Genomic DNA, 16763 nt, shown 5'->3' on the forward strand with positions numbered 1-16763 from the left:
CATCTACCGGGAGCTGGCCGAGGCCTATCCCGACCGTTACCGGCCCGACCTCGCCACATCCCTGTCCAACCTCGGCGTCCGTTTTTCGGCGTTGGGGCATCCGGCGGAGGCACTGCCGATGACACAGGAGGCGGTGGCCATTCGCCGGGAGCTGGCCGAGGCCTATCCCGATCGCTACCGGCCCGACCTCGCCACATCCCTGACCAACCTCGGTATCACCTTCTTGGAGCTGGGCCGTCCGACCGAAGCGGCTCGGATACAAGAGGAAGTCAAACGTTTGAGAGATGACTGACCTTGGATCGAAAGCTCCAGCGCTCGGAGAATACGACTGAGTCAGCCGCTTTTAGGCGATACGTGCGCGTGGGCGGCGCGGCCGCGACCGGCCGAAGAGCCGCAGCGCGGCCAGCGACCGCCCGACGCGCGGCGAGGCGCCGGAGGCGGCTCGCCTTTAATACCTGTAGAGAAAATCCTCATCCTGCGGCGAGGGGTGAGGCCAGCCGTGTGAAGGACCGCCCTCGCGGAATCTCCCGTTACGTTCCCTCGCGAGGGAGACGACGCGGGGCGACCCTCCGGCTGCTCGCCGGGGCCGGCGTGGTCGGCGTGGAGCCTTCCCACCTTGGTCACCAGCGTCCGGTCACTGTAGGCGGCGCGCATCCAGGCATCGGGGTCTCCGGAGCCGTCGTGCACCGCATAGCCGTCGCCATCGGAGGTGAACCATCGGGGGACGAACACGTGCCGGGGGGTCGAAGCGACCGCTGCACGCCAGCGTGAGTCAGGGTGGGTGTGAGCTTGTTCCGCTTTGACGGTGGTGGTCAGGCCGCGCAGGTGGCCTCGTAGGCGGCGGGACTACGGTATTCGAGGCTGCTGTGCAGACGATGCAAGCGCGGCCGTTGCGCTGGGCGGTGGACATGCTGCTTCTGGCGTTGGTACGTCCAAGAGGACGACGCAAAGCTACCTGAGCGCAGCCCAAGATCAGGGCACGCACAGGGCACATGACGCCAAGATTCACCGAGATTCGATGAGATCTAAGAAGACAAGAAATCGCAGCTCAGGGCAGGTATAGACGCCTTAGCTGCAGGTGGGACACCTCGCCGGTCTACTTGTAGCGGAAGTAGACGAACAGACGGCCGTGGTTCTTGGCGTCCTTGTCGATGCGGTGGTAGAGGGCCTTGATCTCCTTCTGCTCAAGGAAGCGCAGGACCTTCTTCTTGAGCTGGCCCGAGCCCTTGCCGGGGATGATCTCGACCTCGGTGGCCTTCTTCCTGATGGCCTCGTCGATGATGCCCCGCAGCGCTTTGTCGATCTCCCCGCCCCGGTTGAAGATCGGGTGCAGATCCAGCTTGAGCTTCAACCGGGCCTCCCACAGGTCGCTTCGGACCAGTTTACGCACAGCGGACCGTCACGCACCGGCCTCGGCCGCGCGTCACCCGCGGCAGGGCCGCCGCCCGGGAGGGTTCCCGCGCCGGATACCGGCGCCGCCGTACGGGCCGTCTCCGGCGGCGGGGTGCCGGCCGTCAGCCGTGCCGGCGTCCCGTCAGGCCGCTGGGCTGACCGAGTATTTAAATTTGACCAATTCGGCCGGTGATTGTGGCAATTCCACGATCTAGGCAAATAAATGATCGCTAGTTAGGCTCCCTGTCATGATCGGCCGCCTTTACAGGTGGCCGTTCTCTCGTCACCCAACGGGGAGGGTCGAGTCCTCCTCAGCCATGCCCTGATCCAGGCATGCCCGGGTGACCCGACGCCTCCCACCGGCGTGACGTGGTCATGCGTCCCTACAGGGAGGTCTCGTTGCCAAGCACGTCCCACCTATCACGGACCGGCCGCGTGGCGGTGCTCGCCGCCGCCGTCGGACTCGTCGCGGCGATGGCGCCGCCGGCGAGCGCGGCTCCCACCCCCACCCCGAGCGCCAAGAAATGGACGGCGACCCCGCTGACCGGGGGTGAACCGGTCCAGGGCGCCAAGTCCACGACCGGCAAGCTCGCCGAGAGCGACCAGGCGCTGCTGAAGTCCACCTCGGGTGCCACGGTCAACGTGATGGTCAAACTCGACTACGACTCCTACGCCGCCTATCAGGGCGGACTCGAAGGCCTTCCCGCCACAAGCCCCGCAAAAACCGGCAAGGCTCTCGATATCAAAAGCGCCGACGCCAAGAAATACGAAAAGCACATCGAGGACGTCGAGAACACCTTCCTCGCCGGACTCGCCAAGAGCGTTCCCGGCGCCAAGGCCGGGCAGAAGCTGCGCACGGTCTACGGCGGCATCGCACTGCGGATCCCGGCCAACAAGGCGGCCGAGGTGCTGAAGCTGCCGGGCGTCGCGGCCGTCCAGGAGGACAGGCCCGAGCAGCTCCTGACCGACTCCAGCGCCTCCTTCATCGGGGCTCCGACGATCTACAGCAAGCTGGGCGGCAGCGCCTCCTCGGGCAAGGGCGTCGTCGTCGGCATCCTGGACTCCGGCGCCTGGCCGGAGCACCCCCAGTTCGCCGACCCCGGCACCCTGCCCGCCACGCCCCCCACCAAGGACGGCACCTCGCGCGTCTGCAACTTCGGGGACAACCCGCTGACCCCGGCGGCCGACCCGTTCGCCTGCAACCGCAAGCTGATCGGCGGCGCGCCGTTCCTCGACACCTACAACGCGGTGTTCGGCGGCGAGGTCTACCCCGACAGCGCCCGTGACTCCAACGGCCACGGCACCCACACCGCGACCACCTCGGCCGGCGGCCCGGTGGCCGACGCCAACCCGCTCGGCATCAGCCGCGGCCCGATCCACGGGATCGCCCCGGCGGCGCACGTGTCGGTCTACAAGGTCTGCGGGGCGCAGGGCTGCTTCCCCTCCGACTCCGCGCAGGCGGTGGGCCGGGCGATCCTCGACGGCGTCCGCGTGATCAACTTCTCGATCTCCGGCGGCACCTCCCCCTACAGCGACCCGGTGGAGCTGGCCTTCCTCGACGCCTACGCGGCGGGCGTGCTCGTGTCGGCCTCGGCCGGCAACGAGGGGCCCGGGGCGGCGACCGCCAACCACCTCAGCCCGTGGGTGACCACGGTGGCGGCCTCCACGCAGAGCAGGACGTTCCAGTCCACGATCACGCTGGCCGGCTCGGGCGGCGCGACGGCCACGCTCAAGGGCGCCTCCATCACGGCCGGCATCAACTCGCCGCTGCCGGTGGTGCTCGCCTCGGCCCCGCCGTACTCCAACGCGCTGTGCACGGCGCCCGCCCCGCCGGGCCTGTTCACCGGCAAGATCGTCGCCTGCCAGCGCGGCCCCAACCGGGTGCTCAAGAGCCACAGCGTGCTCCAGGGCGGCGCGGCCGGCATGATCCTCTACAACGCCACGCCGCTCGACGTGATGACCGACAACCACTGGATCCCGACGGTCCACCTCGACAAGCCGGAGGGCGACGCGCTGCTGGCCTTCCTGACGGCCAACCCGGGTGCGACCGGCAAGTTCACCCAGGGCACCAAGACCACCTGGCAGGGCGACGCGATCACCACGTTCTCCTCCCGCGGTCCGGGCGGCGACTTCCTCAAGCCGGACGTCACCGCGCCCGGCCTGCACATCCTGGCCGGGACCACGCCGACGCTGGAAGGCCCGGCGGGCGGCCCGCAGGGCAACCTGTACCAGGTCATCGCGGGCACCTCGATGTCGTCACCGCACGTCGCCGGCGCCTCGGCGCTGGTGTTCGCGCTGCACCCGGACTGGACCCCGGGTCAGGTCAAGTCCGCGCTGGAGACCACGGCCAAGACCTCGGTCACCAAGCAGGACCGCGTCACCCCCGCCGACCCGTTCGACTTCGGCGGCGGCCGCATCGACCTGAGCAAGGCCGGTGACCCGGGCCTGACCCTGAACGAGACCGCGGAGAACTTCGCCGCCTCGGCCGGCGACGAGCTGAACCGCATCGACCTCAACCTGCCCTCGGTGAACGCCCCGACCATGCCGGGTCTCATCACCGCCAAGCGGACCTTCACCAACGTCACCGACAAGACGCTCACCTACGACGCCTCGGGCACGACCGTGAGCGGGGCGAACATCACGGTGCTGCCGCCCCGCTTCAGCGTCAAGCCGGGCAAGAGCGTCAAGCTCACCGTGGTGGTCACCGCGCCGGACCTGCCCGAGGGGCAGTACTTCGGCCAGGTGAACCTCAAGCAGTCGGGCGGCAGCCGCGACCTGCACCTGCCGGTCGCGTTCTTCCGCAAGGAGGGCGCCGTCCCGGTCGAGCAGACCTGCGTGCCGGACACCATCGCCCGCGACAGCGGCGAGTCCACCTGCACCGTGAGCGTGCAGAACACCACCCTCAAGGACGCCGAGGTGACGGCGGTCAGCACGCTGGACAGCAAGCTGCGGCTGAACTCCGTGACCGGCGCCACCAAGGTCGGCTCGCAGATCGCGACGGCGAAGACCACCCTCACGGCCCGGCAGCCGGACCGGCCCGGCATCGCCCCGGGCACCGGGCCCGCGCCCTACCTGCCGCTGGACGCCTACGGCATCACGCCGACGCCGATCGGCGACGAGCAGGCGCTGAACTTCACCGTCCCGCCGTTCAAGTACGCGGGCAAGACCTACACCCGGATCGGCGTCGTCTCCAACGGCTACACGGTCGCGGGAGGCACCGCGGGCTCGGCCGACATCGAGGCCGCGCCGCAGTCGCTGCCGGACCCGGCCACCCCGAACAACGTGCTCGCCCCCTACTGGACCGACCTGGACGGCGCCGGCGCGCCGGGCGTCTACGTCGGGACGCTGACCGACGGCGTGAGTGACTGGCTCGTCGTCGAATGGCGCCTCAACGTCTACGGCACGACGGACGCCAAGGTGTTCCAGCAGTGGATCGGGCTGAACGGGGAAGAGGACATCACCTACACCTACGACCCGGCCAACCTGCCCGGCGACATGCCGGCGAGCTACGGCCTGACCGTCGGCGCCGAGAACGACGAGGGTACGGCCGGCGGCCAGATCACCGGGCCGCCGACCCAGGACCTCCGCGTGACCAGTACCCCCGGCGCCCCCGGCGGCACCCTGACCTACACGATGAAAGTCAAGGGAGTCAGCACGGGCACCGGGACGGTGACGACGGGCACGTCGACACCGCAGGTGAAGGGCATCACGATCGAGGTCGACAAGATAACCGTGCAGTAAGGAAGCGGTAGGGATCCGTGGGGCCCGGCACCGGCGTGCCGGGCTCCACCGGGCCTCAGCGGTGCAGGTAGTCGACCAGGTATGCCTTCTCGGTCTCCAGCGACTCGATGGCGCTCTTGACCACGTCACCGATGCTCACGATCCCGGCCAGCCGCCCGCCGTCCATGACCGGCACGTGCCGGATGCGGTGCGTGGTCATGGTCTGGCGCAGGTCGTCGACGTTGGCGGTGGGCGGGCAGGTATGGACGTCGGTCGTCATGATGGACGACACCGGGGCGGTCAGCACGCCGGCGCCGCGGTCGTCGAGCCGCCGCACCACGTCGCGTTCGGAGACGATGCCCGCGATCGACGAGCCGTCCTCGGAGACCACCACGGCGCCGATGTTGTGCGCGGCGAGGACTGCCAGGAGCTCGGTCACCGTCGCCTCGGGACGGATGGTCGTCACGTCCGCTCCCTTGCCTTGCAGAATCGTACCGATCAGCATCGACATCACCTCGGTTCAACCTGGCTGGGGTATCCCTAACCATTGCCCCGCCGGCTCTCTGTCTAAGCACCCCTCGCGGCAAAGGCCGTGACTGTCACGTCACCGGCAGTAATCGCACCGCGTCGAGGGCCAGGGCGAGTTCCACGATGTCCAGCGGGCGGGCCAGGGAGCGCCCGGTGAGCTGCTCGATGCGGCGGATGCGGTTGAAGACCGTGTTGCGGTGGCAGTAGAGCTGCCCGGTGGTGCGCATCGCCGAGCCCTCGCAGCGCAGCCACGCCTCCAGCGTGCCGAGCAGCACCTCCCGGTCGGCCGGGTCGAGGGCGAGGATGGGCCGCAGCACAGCGCCGCTGAGGTGGCCGGCGAGTTCGGGCTGGCTGACCACCGGCGCGGCGGGCAGCCGGTCCTCCAGCAGCGCGATCTCCGGCCCCTCCCCCACGCAGGTCCGCAGGGCGAGCTCGGCGAGCCTGCGCGCCCGGCCCAGCTCGGTCAGCCCCTCGACCACCGGGCTGATCCCGGCGCAGCCGGTGACGTGGGGCGCAGTTCGCGGGCCAGGTCCTCCACCCCCGCCTCGCGGAGCAGGGCGACCGCGACCTCGTAGTCGGGGCGCATCCGCCACAGCAGCCGCATGGCGCCCAGGGCCGCCGGGCGGACCGCGTCGTCCTGGTGGTCGTGACGGCCCGGCAGCCGGGTGATGACGACCGCGTAGCGGCCGAGTTCGGGCAGGTCCAACGCGGCGGCGGCGATCGTCGGCGACGCCCTCAAGAAGGCCTGCCAGGGCAAGGACCTGAGCCGTGCCGCCATCGTCGCCGCGCACCGCAGCCAGTCGTCCTGGGGCGGCGACTACGGCACGGTCATGGACTTCACCATGTTCGACAGGCCCGCGGCCCGGGCGTCCTTCGTCGTCAAACCGGACAAGACCGCACTCGGCGGCGCCGTGGTCCTCAAGGAGGCGGCGGTCTCCGACCTGGCCAGGGACTACACGGTGCCGGTCGGCTGATCGCCGGTCCCCGGCAGGGCCCGCACCCCCTAAAGTTGGGGGATGCGGGCCCTGTCGGCGGCAAGTAGTGTGTGAAATACCACACACCTTCGCTCCCGGGGACACGATGACCGAGAAGCTCAACACCGGCAGCCACGACCTGCCGATCTCCGACGCCCTCGCCGCGTTCATGGCGACCGGCTGGGCCGACACCCACCGCGACGACCTGACCGCGCTGCCGCTGGCCACCTACACCGCCAAGCGGCGCGCCGCGCTCGCCGCGCGCTTCCCCGGCGAGCGGCTCGTCATCCCCTCCGGCACGCTCAAGGCCCGCAGCAACGACAGCGACTACCGCTTCCGGCCGCACAGCGCGTTCACCTATCTCACCGGCGACCAGGAGCCGGGCAACGTGCTGGTCATCGAGCCGTCCGGGGCGGCGACGCTGTTCCTGCGGCCGCGCTCGCCGCGCTCGGCGCCGGGGACGGCCGGGCAGGAGTTCTACCGGGACCGCCGCTACGGCGAGTTCTGGGTGGGCCGCCGCCCCGACCTGGCCGAGGCCGAGTCGCTCTACCTGATCGACTGCGCGGCCGTGGACAGGCTGGACGACGCGCTCGGCGGGCCCGCGCGGGTGCTGCGCGGGGTGGACGCCTCGGTGGACGCCCGGGTCTCCCCGCACGACGGGGACGGCGAGCTGGAGACGTTCCTGTCCGAGATGCGGCTGATCAAGGACGAGTGGGAGATCGCCGAGCTGCAGTTCTCGGTGGACGCGACCGCCCGCGGGTTCGAGGACGTGGTGCGGGCGCTGCCCGCGGCCCTGGCCCACCGGCGCGGCGAGCGCTACCTGGAGGGGGTCTTCGGCCTGCGCTCCCGGCTGGAGGGCAACGCGGTCGGCTACGACAGCATCGTGGCCTCCGGCGCCCACGCGTGCGTGCTGCACTGGATCCGCAACGACGGCCGGCTGAACGAGAACGACCTGCTGCTGCTGGACGCGGGGGTGGAGACCGACAACCTCTACACCGCCGACATCACCAGGACCCTGCCGCTGTCGGGACGCTTCAGCCCGATCCAGCGCCAGGTCTACGAGCTGGTCTACGAGGCCCAGAGCGCGGCCATCGCCGTCCTGCGCCCGGGAGCGAGGTTCCGCGACTTCCACCAGACGGCCATGCGGGTCATCGCCGAGGGACTGCGCGACTGGGGTGTGCTGAAGATCAGCGCGGACGAGGCGATGGAGCCCGACAGCGGCCTGTACCGCCGCTACACCCTGTGCAGCAGCGGCCACATGCTCGGCATGGACGTGCACGACTGCGCCAAGGCCCGCTCGGAGGTCTATCTCGACGGCGTGCTGGAGGAGGGCCAGGTGCTGACCGTTGAGCCCGGCCTCTATCTCCAGCCGGACGACCTGACGCTCCCGCCGGAGCTGCGCGGCATCGGCGTGCGCATCGAGGACGACCTCGTCGTGACCGCCGACGGCGCCCGCCTGATGTCGGCCGGGCTGCCCCGCCACCCCGACGAGATCGAGGGCTGGATGAGCGCGATCTCCAGCTGACCGCGGCGCCCGGCCACGCTCCGCCGCGTCCGGCGGCGGCGCCGTACCGCGCGCCCGATCCTCATGACCACCTGCGGAAAGTGTGAGGCCCTGACAAGATGTGATCTGGGCCTCATCCCTTTTCATCAAATTACCCAGGAGCCATCGACTTACTGGACTACCCGTCAGTAGGGTGACTGATCCATGGTCGGAGTCGCGAGCCCCGAGGTGGTCATGGCACAACGGACGGCGCACTGATGGCGGTCGGCGGGCAGGACGGGGTCACCGGTTACCTCGCCCGCAGGAGCACGGACATGCTGGGCCGGGTCGGCGACATGTCGGTGATCGCGCTCGAGGGCTTCCGCCGCACCTGGGACGTCCGGACCTGGTTCTGGGAATACGTCCAGCAGTGCTGGTTCCTCGCCCGTGTCACCAGCCTGCCCGTCCTGCTCGTCTCCCTCCCCCTGGGCGCGACCGTCGCCCTCCAGGTGGGCCAGCTGGCCTGGCAGCTGGGCGCCTCCTCGGCCACCGGCGGCGCCGTGGTGGTCGGCCTGGTCCGCGAGGTCGCCCCGATGGCCTCGGCCCTGCTCATCGCGGGCGCCGGAGGCTCGGCCATGACCTCCGACATCGGCGCCCGCAACATCCGCGACGAGCTGGCCGCCATGGAGGTGATGGCGGTCAACCCGGTCCACCGCCTGGTCACCCCCCGGCTGTGGGCGGCGAGCACGGTGGCCGTGCTGCTCGTGCCGCTGGTCATCGTGGCCGGGGCGGGCGGCGGCTACTTCTTCAACGTCGTCATCCAGGGCGTCACCCCCGGCGCCTACTTCGACGGCGCGGTGTCCCTGCTGGTCACCAGCGACCTGCTGGTCACCCTGTTCAAGGCGTGGATCTTCGGCTTCATCGCGGCGATCATGTCGTGCTACTTCGGCATGACCTGCCAGACCAGCCCGGTCGGCGTGGGACGCGCGGTGAACCAGTCCACGGTCGTCACGTTCATGCTGGTGTTCGCGGTCAACTACGTGGTCACCATGATCTACTTCCTCGCCTACCCGCCCAGGCCCCTGTGATGGCGACGATCCCGGGCGCGCGCACCGCCGGATTCCGCGCCTACGGCGTGCTGCGCGACCTCGCGGACCGCCTGGCCTCGCTGTCGGACTGGCCGCTGTTCCTGTGGAAGGTCGTCTTCTACTCGCTGCGGGACATCGTCTTCCGGATGAAGTTCACCAAGGTCGTGCTCCGTCAGGTCAGCGACGTGGTGGTGGGCGTCGGCGCGACCGTCATCGGCGGCGGCATGGTCTTCGTGGCCTTCACCATGGCCTTCGCGGTCGGCGCCACCGTCGGCCTGCAGGGCTACCAGGGTCTGCAGGCGATCGGCGCCGAGTCCTTCATCGGCCTGGTGGGCAGCTTCGCCAACGTCCGGGAGATCACCCCGATCATCGCGGCGGTCGCGCTCGCGGCGCAGGTCGGCTCGTCCTTCACCGCCGAGCTGGGCGCGATGCGGATCTCCGAGGAGATCGACGCGCTGGAGGTGATGGCCATCAACGCCTTCACCTACCTGATCTGCACCCGGGTGGTGGCCGCACTGATCGCGCTGGTCCCGGTCTACCTGATCGCCCTGTTCGCCAGCTTCTTCGCCACCCGGCTGATGTGCACGGTCCTGTTCGGCATGTCGCCGGGCGTCTACGACTACTACTTCTATCTCGGCCTGCCGCTGATCGACATCGTCTACAGCGTGATCAAGGTGATCGTCTTCGCCTTCGCCGTCATCAGCATCCACTGCTACTACGGGTTCAACGCCACCGGGGGCCCGGTCGGCGTGGGGACCGCGGCCGGGCGGGCGATCCGCCAGTCGATCGTCACCGTCATCCTCCTCAACCTGCTGCTGTCCTACCTGTTCTGGGGCAACGGCAGCGGCGTGAAGCTGACGGGGTGAGCGGCGATGGCGCGCGGTGAAGTCCCCCTGCCGGTCCGGCTGGCGATCTCGCTCGGCGTGGTGCTCGCGCTCGTCCTGGCCCTCCTCCTCGTCATCCGGGCCGCGGCGCAGGTGAGCGGCATGCGCGTGACCGCCGTGTTCACCCACGCCGGGCAGGGGCTGGACCCCAACTCCCCCGTCAAGATCCGCGGCATCACGGTGGGCGGGGTCAGCTCCGTCACCCTCGACCCCGAGGGCCGGGCCGTGGTCGCCATGCACGTGGAGCCCGGGGTCAAGGTGCCCGAGACCGTCACCGCCGCGATCGAGCCGACCTCGGTCTTCGGCCCCAAGTTCGTCAACCTCGTCCTCGGCTCCGGCGAGACGGACGGCCCCTACCTGGCCAGCGGCGCCGTCATCACCAGGACGGAGGCGCCCAAGGACCTGTCGGACTCCCTCACCGACGCCTACGAGGGGCTGGGCGCGGTGGACCCCAAGGACATCACGACCATCGTGCACACCCTGGGCCGCGGCCTGGACGGCAAGGGCCCGCAGATCGCGGAGATCGTCGACGACACCGGGAAGATCGTCGAGGTGGCCCACCGGCGCCGCGGCGAGTTCCGGCGGTTCATCGGCGACGCCGGGGCGCTGAGCGCCGCGCTGTCCGACAAGGGCGACGAGCTGGTGGCGATCTCCTCCGACCTCAACGTGATCACCCCGGACCTGCTGAAGCGGGCCGACAAGGTCCGCGCGCTGCTGCGGGAGTTCGACGAGATCTCGCACCTGAGCGCGCACGGCCTGCGCAAGCACCGCAAGGACCTCAAGGCCGCGGTGAACGCCGGGGAGCGCGCGGCCGCGCTGCTCTACGCGCAGCTCGGCATCGCGGGCGACGGGGTGCGCGGGCTGAACCAGATCCTCACCGTGCTGAACGACCTGGTCTCGGGCGAGGGTCCGGACGGCGCCAACCAGATCAAGATGGAGGCCTTCGTCGCGACCGACATCTGCGAGCTGTTCGTCGGCGCCTGCGGCCCCACGAACGGCAGGTGAGCCCTTTGGCCCGGTCGAGAGAGCAGATCCAGCGCCGCTGGACGCTCGCCAAGTTCGTCCTCTTCCTGCTCGTGACGGGCACCCTGACCGTCCTGATCGGCGCCCAGATCGCCCGGGTGAGCCTCGGCGACACCTACCGCCTCGTGGCCACCTTCGACGACGTCTCCGGGCTGCACGAGGGCGACCAGGTGAAGATCGCGGGCGCGCCGGTCGGCCAGGTCGAGTCGATCGAGGTGGTCGACGGCCGGGCCGAGGTCGTGCTCGGCGTGCAGGCGGCGGTCAAGGTGCCCTCCGACAGCTCGGCGGCGGTCCGGTGGCGCAACACGATCGGCCAGCGGGTGGTCTATCTGGAGCCGGGCACCGCCCCGGACATGCTGGGCGACGGGGCCCGCGTGAAGCTGACGAGCTCGGTGGTGGACATCGGCGAGCTGGTCAGCGACCTCGGCCCGCTCACCCGGAGCCTGGACCCCGACCAGATCAACCAGCTGCTGACCGCGGCCGGCGAGGCGCTGGACGGCAACCAGGAGAACATCCCCGAACTGGTCGACAACCTCAACGACCTGACCACCACGGTCGCCGAACGCAAGAAGATCATCAAGGGGCTGCTGGAGGACTACGCCACGGTGACCGGCGTGGTCGCCCGCAGGGACCGGCAGATCTCCCGGCTGGTGGACAACCTGGTCGCGCTGACCGGTGCGTTCGCCCGGAACCGTGAGCTGGTCGACGACGCCCTGGTGGAGCTGTCCGCCACGGTCAGGGTCAACGACCAGGTGCTCGGCCGCAACTCCCGGGAGTTCGGCCGGATGGTCGACAGCATGACCCGGCTCACCGGCGGCATCCGGCGCAACATCAGCAGCGTGGAGAAGGTGCTCAACACCATCACCCCGCCGCTGCGGCGCTCGTTCCAGGTGACCGGCCGGGGCCACTTCGTCACCACGGCGGTGCCCTGCCTGGCGCTGGGCCCCCTGCCCTGTCCCTATCCGATGAGCAGTCCCCCGCCGCTGCGCGGCAGTCTCAAGCTCACCAGCACGGGGAACCTGCGGCGAGTGCTGGTGGGGCCCTGATGGCGCTGAAGTCGTTCCGCGACCGCAACAAGACCGTCGTCGGCCTGGTGTCGATGACGGCCCTCGCCGCCGTCCTGGTCGCCACCTTCCTCGTCGGCAACCTCGGACTGCTGGAGGGCGGCTACACGATGTCGGCGGTGCTGCCCGACTCCGCCGGCCTGCGCTCCGGCAACGACGTGCGCGTGGCGGGCGTCCCGGTCGGCAAGGTCACCGAGGTCCGCGCCGACTACGGCCAGGGACACGTCGTGGTGACCTGGAAGGTGGACGACGGGATCAGGCTCGGCCCGCAGACCCGGGCCGAGATCACCCTGTCGAACCTGCTGGGCGGCCGCTACGTCAAGCTCACCGGACCGGTCACCCGCCCCTACATGGACGAGCTGCCCGAAGAGAGACGGCGGATCCCGATGTCGCGGACCAGCACCCCCGTGCTGGTCACCGACGCGCTCAAGGACGCCACCCGGCTGGTGCAGAGGCTCGACACCGACTCGGTCGACAAGCTCCTGACGGAGCTGGCCGAGCTCAGACCCGCCCGCAAGGGCAGGGTCAGCAAGCTGCTGGACAACATCGGCGAGCTGTCGGAGATCATTAGCGAGAGCGAGCCGCAGCTGCGGAGGCTGCTGGACAACGGCAACAAGATCATGGACGTGCTGGAGACGAAGGACGCGCAGCTCGGCCGGCTGATCGACTCGATCGAGATCATGCTCGACGAGCTGCGCCGCCGCCGCGACGAGCTGAAGTCCCTGCTCGGCGACGGCAGCGACCTGGTCAACAGCATCACCACACTGGTCACCGAGCACGAGAAGAACCTGATCGCGGTGGTCGACGACATGACCGCGATCGGCAACCGGCTCGACTCCACCAGCGGCAAGGCGCTCAACTCCGTCCTCGCCTGGGTCGGGCCCACCTTCTCCGGGCTGGCCACCGCCGGGGGCCAGGGCCCGTGGGTGGAGGCCATCGCCACCGGGCTCGGCCCGATCAACCCCGAGGTGCTCGGCGCCATCCGCAAGGACAGGAACAGCCGATGACACGCCGCAGACCGCGAGGGACGGGCCGCGCACACCACGCGCCCGGGAGCGGAGCGACCCGGATGACACGTGGACCGGTGGGGACGGGCCGCGCGCCCGGGAGCCGACACCCCCTGAGGAGAACGGCCGCGGCGCTCCTCGCCGGGGTGCTGCTGCTGTCGGGAGGAGGCTGCTCGCTGCTGCCCGGCGGGGCGTCGCCGTACCGGCTGACGGCCTATTTCAGCGCGGCGCCCTCCCTGTACGAGCAGGCCAAGGTGAAGGTGCTGGGCCTGGACGCCGGGACGGTGGACAAGCTCACCGTCGAGGGTGACCGGGTCCGGGCGGATCTGATCATCGACGGGGAGGTGCCGCTGCCCGCCGGGGTCAAGGCGGTCGTGGCCGCGCAGAACACGCTCGGCGAGCGGAACGTGGTGCTGCACCCGCCGTGGAAGCCCGGCCAGGCCAGGATCGCCCCCGGTGCGGTGATCCCGCTGGAGCGGACCGACCTGCCGGTGGAGATCGACGACGCCCTGGAGGCGTTCACCAAGCTCACCGACGCCCTCGACACCGACAAGATGGGCGAGGTGGCCGGGAACCTGGCCGACACGGTCAGGGGCCGGGGCGGGCAGATCAACCGGGCGCTGGCCGACGCCGCCTCGCTGACCCGCACCCTCTCCGGACAGGACCAGCAGCTCATCGAGCTGGCCGACGGCCTCAACCGGCTCGCCTCCAGCCTCAACCGGCGCGAGGGCCAGGTCAAGACGGCCATCGACGCCTTCGCCGAGGCCAGTGCCACCCTCGCCGACGAGCGCCGGCGCATGAAGCGCTTCATCACCGGCCTGGCGGAGTTCGTGCAGCGGGGAGACGTGCTGATCGAGGCCTACCAGAAGAGACTGCCCAAGGGCGTGGCCAACCTGGCCGAGCTGGTGCTGACCATGAAGGTCAACAGCGAGTCCGCGGCCGCGGCCATCGCCGGGGCCCGCGAGTTCGTCGACAACCTGATCCTGTCCTGGGACCGGGAACACCATGTGATCAAGATCCGCCTGGTGCTCAACGCGATGACCCGGGCCTGGCTGAGGCCGCTGTTCGAGGCACTGGGCCTGGGCAAGGTGCCGTGCCTGCCCGGAGAGCTGAGCAACTGCGCCGGGGAGAGGGCGAGGCGGTGAGCGCGGTACGGCGGGCCGGCCGCCGGGCGGACGGGAGCGGTGGATGACCTGCGGGAAGGGAGGGCGCCGGATGAGGACCTGGACACGGCTGACCGCGGGGCTGGCCGGGCTCTGCCTGACGGCGGCGTGCACCCTGCAGACCGTCGGGGCGCCGACCGGCGAGCTGACCCTGACCGCGACCTTCGACGACGTGCAGAGCCTGGTGGCCGGGCACAGCGTGCAGATCTCCGACGTCCGGGTGGGCAGCGTGACCGACATCCGCCTGGAGGGATACCGCGCGAAGGTCACCATGTCCGTCGAGGACGGCGTCCGGGTGCCCGAGGGCACGAGCGCCGTCGTGGCCAAGACCTCGATCCTGGGTGAGAACTACGTCGAGCTGAAGCTGCCCGCGGGCAAGGACATGACGGGCGGGCCGTTCATGCGCAGCGGCTCGGCGATCGCCGAGACCTCGGTCGAACCGGACATCGAGCAGGTCACCGAGCGGGCCGGGCCGCTGATCGACGCGCTCGGCGCCCAGGACGTGAACGCCGTCCTGGACGCGGCGGCCACCGGCCTCGGCGGCAAGGGGAAAGATCTCAACCGGCTGCTCAGGCAGATCACCGAGGTCACCGCCGCCTACGCCGAGACCCGCCAGGACCTGGCCCGCACCATAGACGGCCTGGCCGAGCTCGGCGACGACCTCGCCAAGGGCAGCGGGGAGCTGGACCGGCTGCCCGGCACGCTCGCCGACGCCACCGCCCGGCTGAACCACGGCCGCAAGCACGTGAAGAAGACCCTCCAGGAGCTGACCGCGCTGGCCCGCGAGGTCAACCGCACCGTCTATCCCAGACACGCCGCCCGGCTGCGCACCCTGTTACATGAGCTCGACGCGGTTTCCACCTCGATGGTCCGCGGTAAGGAAGACCTGAAGGTCCTGGTCAGCCGCATACAGCGGTTCATCGACCTGCCACCGATCGTGGTGAACGGCCAGCTGCTGACCTTCGTCTGGCTCAAGGGGCTGCTGCTGCCCAAGCCGAAGAAGAGCAGCGACCGGCCGCGTCCGCCCAACCCGGTGGACGACTTCCGCCTGCTGCTGGAGCCGCCACGATGAGGAACCGCATCTGGATCAACCTCGGTTTCTTCGTGGTGCTCGGCGTGGTGATGACCGTGTGGGCGTTCACCAGCATCATCAAGCTCGACGTCATCGAGCGGCCGTACCGGATCAACGCGGAGTTCCTGTCCTCCCCCGGTCTGGTGCGGGGCTTCGACGTGGCCTATCTCGGCGTCCGGATCGGCCGGATCGACGACGTGGCGCTGGCCCCGGGCAGGATCGTGGTGGGCCTGAGCATCAACCGCGACGTACGGCTGCCGCAGGGCGTCACCGCCGAGGTACGCCGCAAGTCCGCCATCGGTGAGCCGTACGTGGAGATCTCCCCACCCGGCGCGGGAGCCGGCGGCGGCACCCTGGCCGCGGGCGCCACCATCCCGCTGGCCCGGACCTCGGTCCCGCTCGACTACAGGAAACTGTTCGACGGGGTCGGCAAGCTGCTGAACGCGGTGCCGCCGGAGGACGCCCGGACCATCGTGCACGAGCTGGCGACGGGACTGAACGGCCGGACGACCTCGATCCGCGAGATCGTGGACAACGCGCACGGCCTCACCGCGACCCTGGCCGACAACACCGACCTGCTGGACGATCTGTCGGTGGAGCTGACCCGGCTGACCGGCACGCTGGCGGGCAGGCGCGAGAAGCTGTCCCAGGGGGTGACCGACCTGGCCGGGGTGACCCGGTCGATCCGCGAGTCCCGCAGGCAGCTCTACGCCGCCCTCGACCACGGCCCCGGCTTCTTCCGCCAGGTCGACGACCTGCTCAACACCGCCCGCCCCGGCCTGTCCTGCGCGCTGACCGCGGCGGGCATGAACCCCGGCGTGGTGTTCACCCCCCGGAACCGGGCGCACGTCAACCACCTGCTCCGGACCGTGCCCACCGCCCAGGCGCTCCTGGCCGACGTGGTCGACAGGCGGGCCGACGGGGCGTACGGCAGGACCACGTTCGTCCTGAGCGTCCCCGGCGGCCCCCGGGTGCCGCTGGAATACCGTGGCCCGCTGCCCCCGCCGAAGGTGCAGGGGCTGCGCTCCTGCCCGAAGGGCGCCCCGGTCAAGGCGTCCACCAGGACCGACGACGACGAGGACCGCGGTCCGCACCCCACCGACGGCTCCTGGGCCGGCGACGGCCCGGCCGGTGAGACGACACCGACACCGCAGGAGAGCGACGGGCCGTCCGACGTCCCCGACGCCGAGGACTCCGGCCCGGCCGCCACTCCCTCGGTGGGCGCCGACCGGGCCTCGGACTCCGCGGGCCAGGACCTCACCCCCTTCATCGCCGCGATCCTCTTCGCCGTCGCCATCTCCGGCGGCGTGCTCGGCTGGATCGCCGTCGGCCGGGCGTCTCGCCGCCGTGAACAGGAGTAAGCAG

The 16763-nt window shown here is 70.4% G+C and carries 16 protein-coding genes; 12 read left to right on the forward strand and 4 right to left on the reverse strand.

All coding sequences use genetic code 11. The annotated features are described in order from the left end of the window. The coding region (locus ACWDS7_RS19780) for a tetratricopeptide repeat protein (protein ID WP_451930442.1) at nt 1-292 on the forward strand (292 nt) is incomplete at its 5' end. An 804-nt stretch (nt 293-1096) separates the two neighbouring features. On the opposite strand, the gene ACWDS7_RS19785 is transcribed toward ACWDS7_RS19780, so the two are convergent. Next, nucleotides 1097-1351 carry a Smr/MutS family protein gene (locus tag ACWDS7_RS19785; protein ID WP_012889737.1) on the reverse strand — a complete coding sequence of 85 codons (255 nt, stop codon included), beginning with the start codon at nt 1349-1351 and terminating at the stop codon, nt 1097-1099. Between the two features lie 440 nt (nt 1352-1791). Between ACWDS7_RS19785 and ACWDS7_RS19790 the strand changes: the two genes are divergently transcribed. Then, nucleotides 1792-5133 carry a S8 family serine peptidase gene (locus tag ACWDS7_RS19790; protein WP_451930443.1) on the forward strand — a complete coding sequence of 1114 codons (3342 nt, stop codon included), beginning with the start codon at nt 1792-1794 and terminating at the stop codon, nt 5131-5133. A 55-nt stretch (nt 5134-5188) separates the two neighbouring features. Here the strand turns inward: ACWDS7_RS19790 and ACWDS7_RS19795 are convergent, their stop codons facing one another. The 3 genes from ACWDS7_RS19795 to ACWDS7_RS19805 all read right to left on the reverse strand — a co-directional run bounded on the left by ACWDS7_RS19795 (nt 5189) and on the right by ACWDS7_RS19805 (nt 6379). Beyond that, entirely contained in the window at nt 5189-5617 is a 429-nt protein-coding gene (locus ACWDS7_RS19795) for a CBS domain-containing protein (protein ID WP_306857988.1), read from the reverse strand. Nucleotides 5618-5711: 94 nt separating this feature from the next. Then, the gene (locus ACWDS7_RS19800; RefSeq protein ID WP_451930444.1) at nt 5712-6119 is read right to left on the reverse strand and encodes a PucR family transcriptional regulator; all 408 of its coding nucleotides are present in this window, start codon (nt 6117-6119) and stop codon (nt 5712-5714) included. Then, complete coding sequence (locus tag ACWDS7_RS19805; protein WP_451930445.1) at nt 6104-6379, reverse strand: hypothetical protein; 276 nt, start codon at nt 6377-6379, stop codon at nt 6104-6106. Before ACWDS7_RS19805 ends, ACWDS7_RS19800 begins: the two co-directional genes overlap by 16 nt. A gap of 91 nt (nt 6380-6470) precedes the next feature. Here ACWDS7_RS19805 and ACWDS7_RS19810 point away from each other — a divergent pair, with 91 nt between their 5' ends. From ACWDS7_RS19810 to ACWDS7_RS19855, 10 genes are all read left to right on the forward strand, one after another. Next, nucleotides 6471-6614 (forward strand): hypothetical protein, encoded by a 144-nt coding sequence (locus ACWDS7_RS19810; RefSeq protein ID WP_451930446.1) that lies wholly within the window; start codon nt 6471-6473, stop codon nt 6612-6614. Between the two features lie 106 nt (nt 6615-6720). Beyond that, nucleotides 6721-8139 carry an aminopeptidase P family protein gene (locus ACWDS7_RS19815; protein ID WP_451930447.1) on the forward strand — a complete coding sequence of 473 codons (1419 nt, stop codon included), beginning with the start codon at nt 6721-6723 and terminating at the stop codon, nt 8137-8139. Nucleotides 8140-8375: 236 nt separating this feature from the next. Continuing rightward, nucleotides 8376-9185: an MlaE family ABC transporter permease gene (locus ACWDS7_RS19820; protein WP_306857978.1), complete on the forward strand. Its 810-nt coding sequence runs from the start codon at nt 8376-8378 to the stop codon at nt 9183-9185. Next, complete coding sequence (locus tag ACWDS7_RS19825) at nt 9185-10051, forward strand: ABC transporter permease (protein WP_306857977.1); 867 nt, start codon at nt 9185-9187, stop codon at nt 10049-10051. Before ACWDS7_RS19820 ends, ACWDS7_RS19825 begins: the two co-directional genes overlap by 1 nt. Nucleotides 10052-10057: 6 nt before the next feature. Beyond that, complete coding sequence (locus tag ACWDS7_RS19830; RefSeq protein WP_451930448.1) at nt 10058-11074, forward strand: MlaD family protein; 1017 nt, start codon at nt 10058-10060, stop codon at nt 11072-11074. Next, entirely contained in the window at nt 11071-12138 is a 1068-nt protein-coding gene (locus ACWDS7_RS19835; protein WP_306857973.1) for an MCE family protein, read from the forward strand. Before ACWDS7_RS19830 ends, ACWDS7_RS19835 begins: the two co-directional genes overlap by 4 nt. Beyond that, a complete protein-coding gene (locus ACWDS7_RS19840; RefSeq protein ID WP_451930449.1) occupies nt 12138-13163 on the forward strand; it encodes an MlaD family protein in 1026 nt (341 codons plus the stop codon). The genes ACWDS7_RS19835 and ACWDS7_RS19840 overlap by 1 nt, the downstream gene beginning before the upstream one ends. 62 nt (nt 13164-13225) lie before the next feature. Continuing rightward, nucleotides 13226-14308 carry an MCE family protein gene (locus tag ACWDS7_RS19845; protein WP_451930450.1) on the forward strand — a complete coding sequence of 361 codons (1083 nt, stop codon included), beginning with the start codon at nt 13226-13228 and terminating at the stop codon, nt 14306-14308. Between the two features lie 70 nt (nt 14309-14378). Beyond that, nucleotides 14379-15398, forward strand: coding sequence for an MCE family protein (locus ACWDS7_RS19850; protein WP_306857968.1), 1020 nt, complete (start codon nt 14379-14381; stop codon nt 15396-15398). Next, nucleotides 15395-16759 (forward strand): MCE family protein, encoded by a 1365-nt coding sequence (locus ACWDS7_RS19855; RefSeq protein WP_451930451.1) that lies wholly within the window; start codon nt 15395-15397, stop codon nt 16757-16759. Before ACWDS7_RS19850 ends, ACWDS7_RS19855 begins: the two co-directional genes overlap by 4 nt. The last annotated feature ends 4 nt before the right edge of the window (nt 16760-16763 follow it).

This window comes from Streptosporangium sp. NPDC003464 (assembly GCF_053588315.1).

Excerpts from the sequence above, each read along its gene's own strand:
- ACWDS7_RS19795 (WP_306857988.1), bottom strand. The coding sequence starts at position 5,617 with ATGCTGATCGGTACGATTCTGCAAGGCAAGGGAGCGGACGTGACGACC.
- ACWDS7_RS19810 (WP_451930446.1), top strand. The coding sequence starts at position 6,471 with ATGGACTTCACCATGTTCGACAGGCCCGCGGCCCGGGCGTCCTTCGTC.
- ACWDS7_RS19815 (WP_451930447.1), top strand. The coding sequence starts at position 6,721 with ATGACCGAGAAGCTCAACACCGGCAGCCACGACCTGCCGATCTCCGAC.
- ACWDS7_RS19820 (WP_306857978.1), top strand. The coding sequence starts at position 8,376 with ATGGCGGTCGGCGGGCAGGACGGGGTCACCGGTTACCTCGCCCGCAGG.
- ACWDS7_RS19825 (WP_306857977.1), top strand. The coding sequence starts at position 9,185 with ATGGCGACGATCCCGGGCGCGCGCACCGCCGGATTCCGCGCCTACGGC.
- ACWDS7_RS19830 (WP_451930448.1), top strand. The coding sequence starts at position 10,058 with ATGGCGCGCGGTGAAGTCCCCCTGCCGGTCCGGCTGGCGATCTCGCTC.
- ACWDS7_RS19840 (WP_451930449.1), top strand. The coding sequence starts at position 12,138 with ATGGCGCTGAAGTCGTTCCGCGACCGCAACAAGACCGTCGTCGGCCTG.
- ACWDS7_RS19845 (WP_451930450.1), top strand. The coding sequence starts at position 13,226 with ATGACACGTGGACCGGTGGGGACGGGCCGCGCGCCCGGGAGCCGACAC.
- ACWDS7_RS19850 (WP_306857968.1), top strand. The coding sequence starts at position 14,379 with ATGAGGACCTGGACACGGCTGACCGCGGGGCTGGCCGGGCTCTGCCTG.
- ACWDS7_RS19855 (WP_451930451.1), top strand. The coding sequence starts at position 15,395 with ATGAGGAACCGCATCTGGATCAACCTCGGTTTCTTCGTGGTGCTCGGC.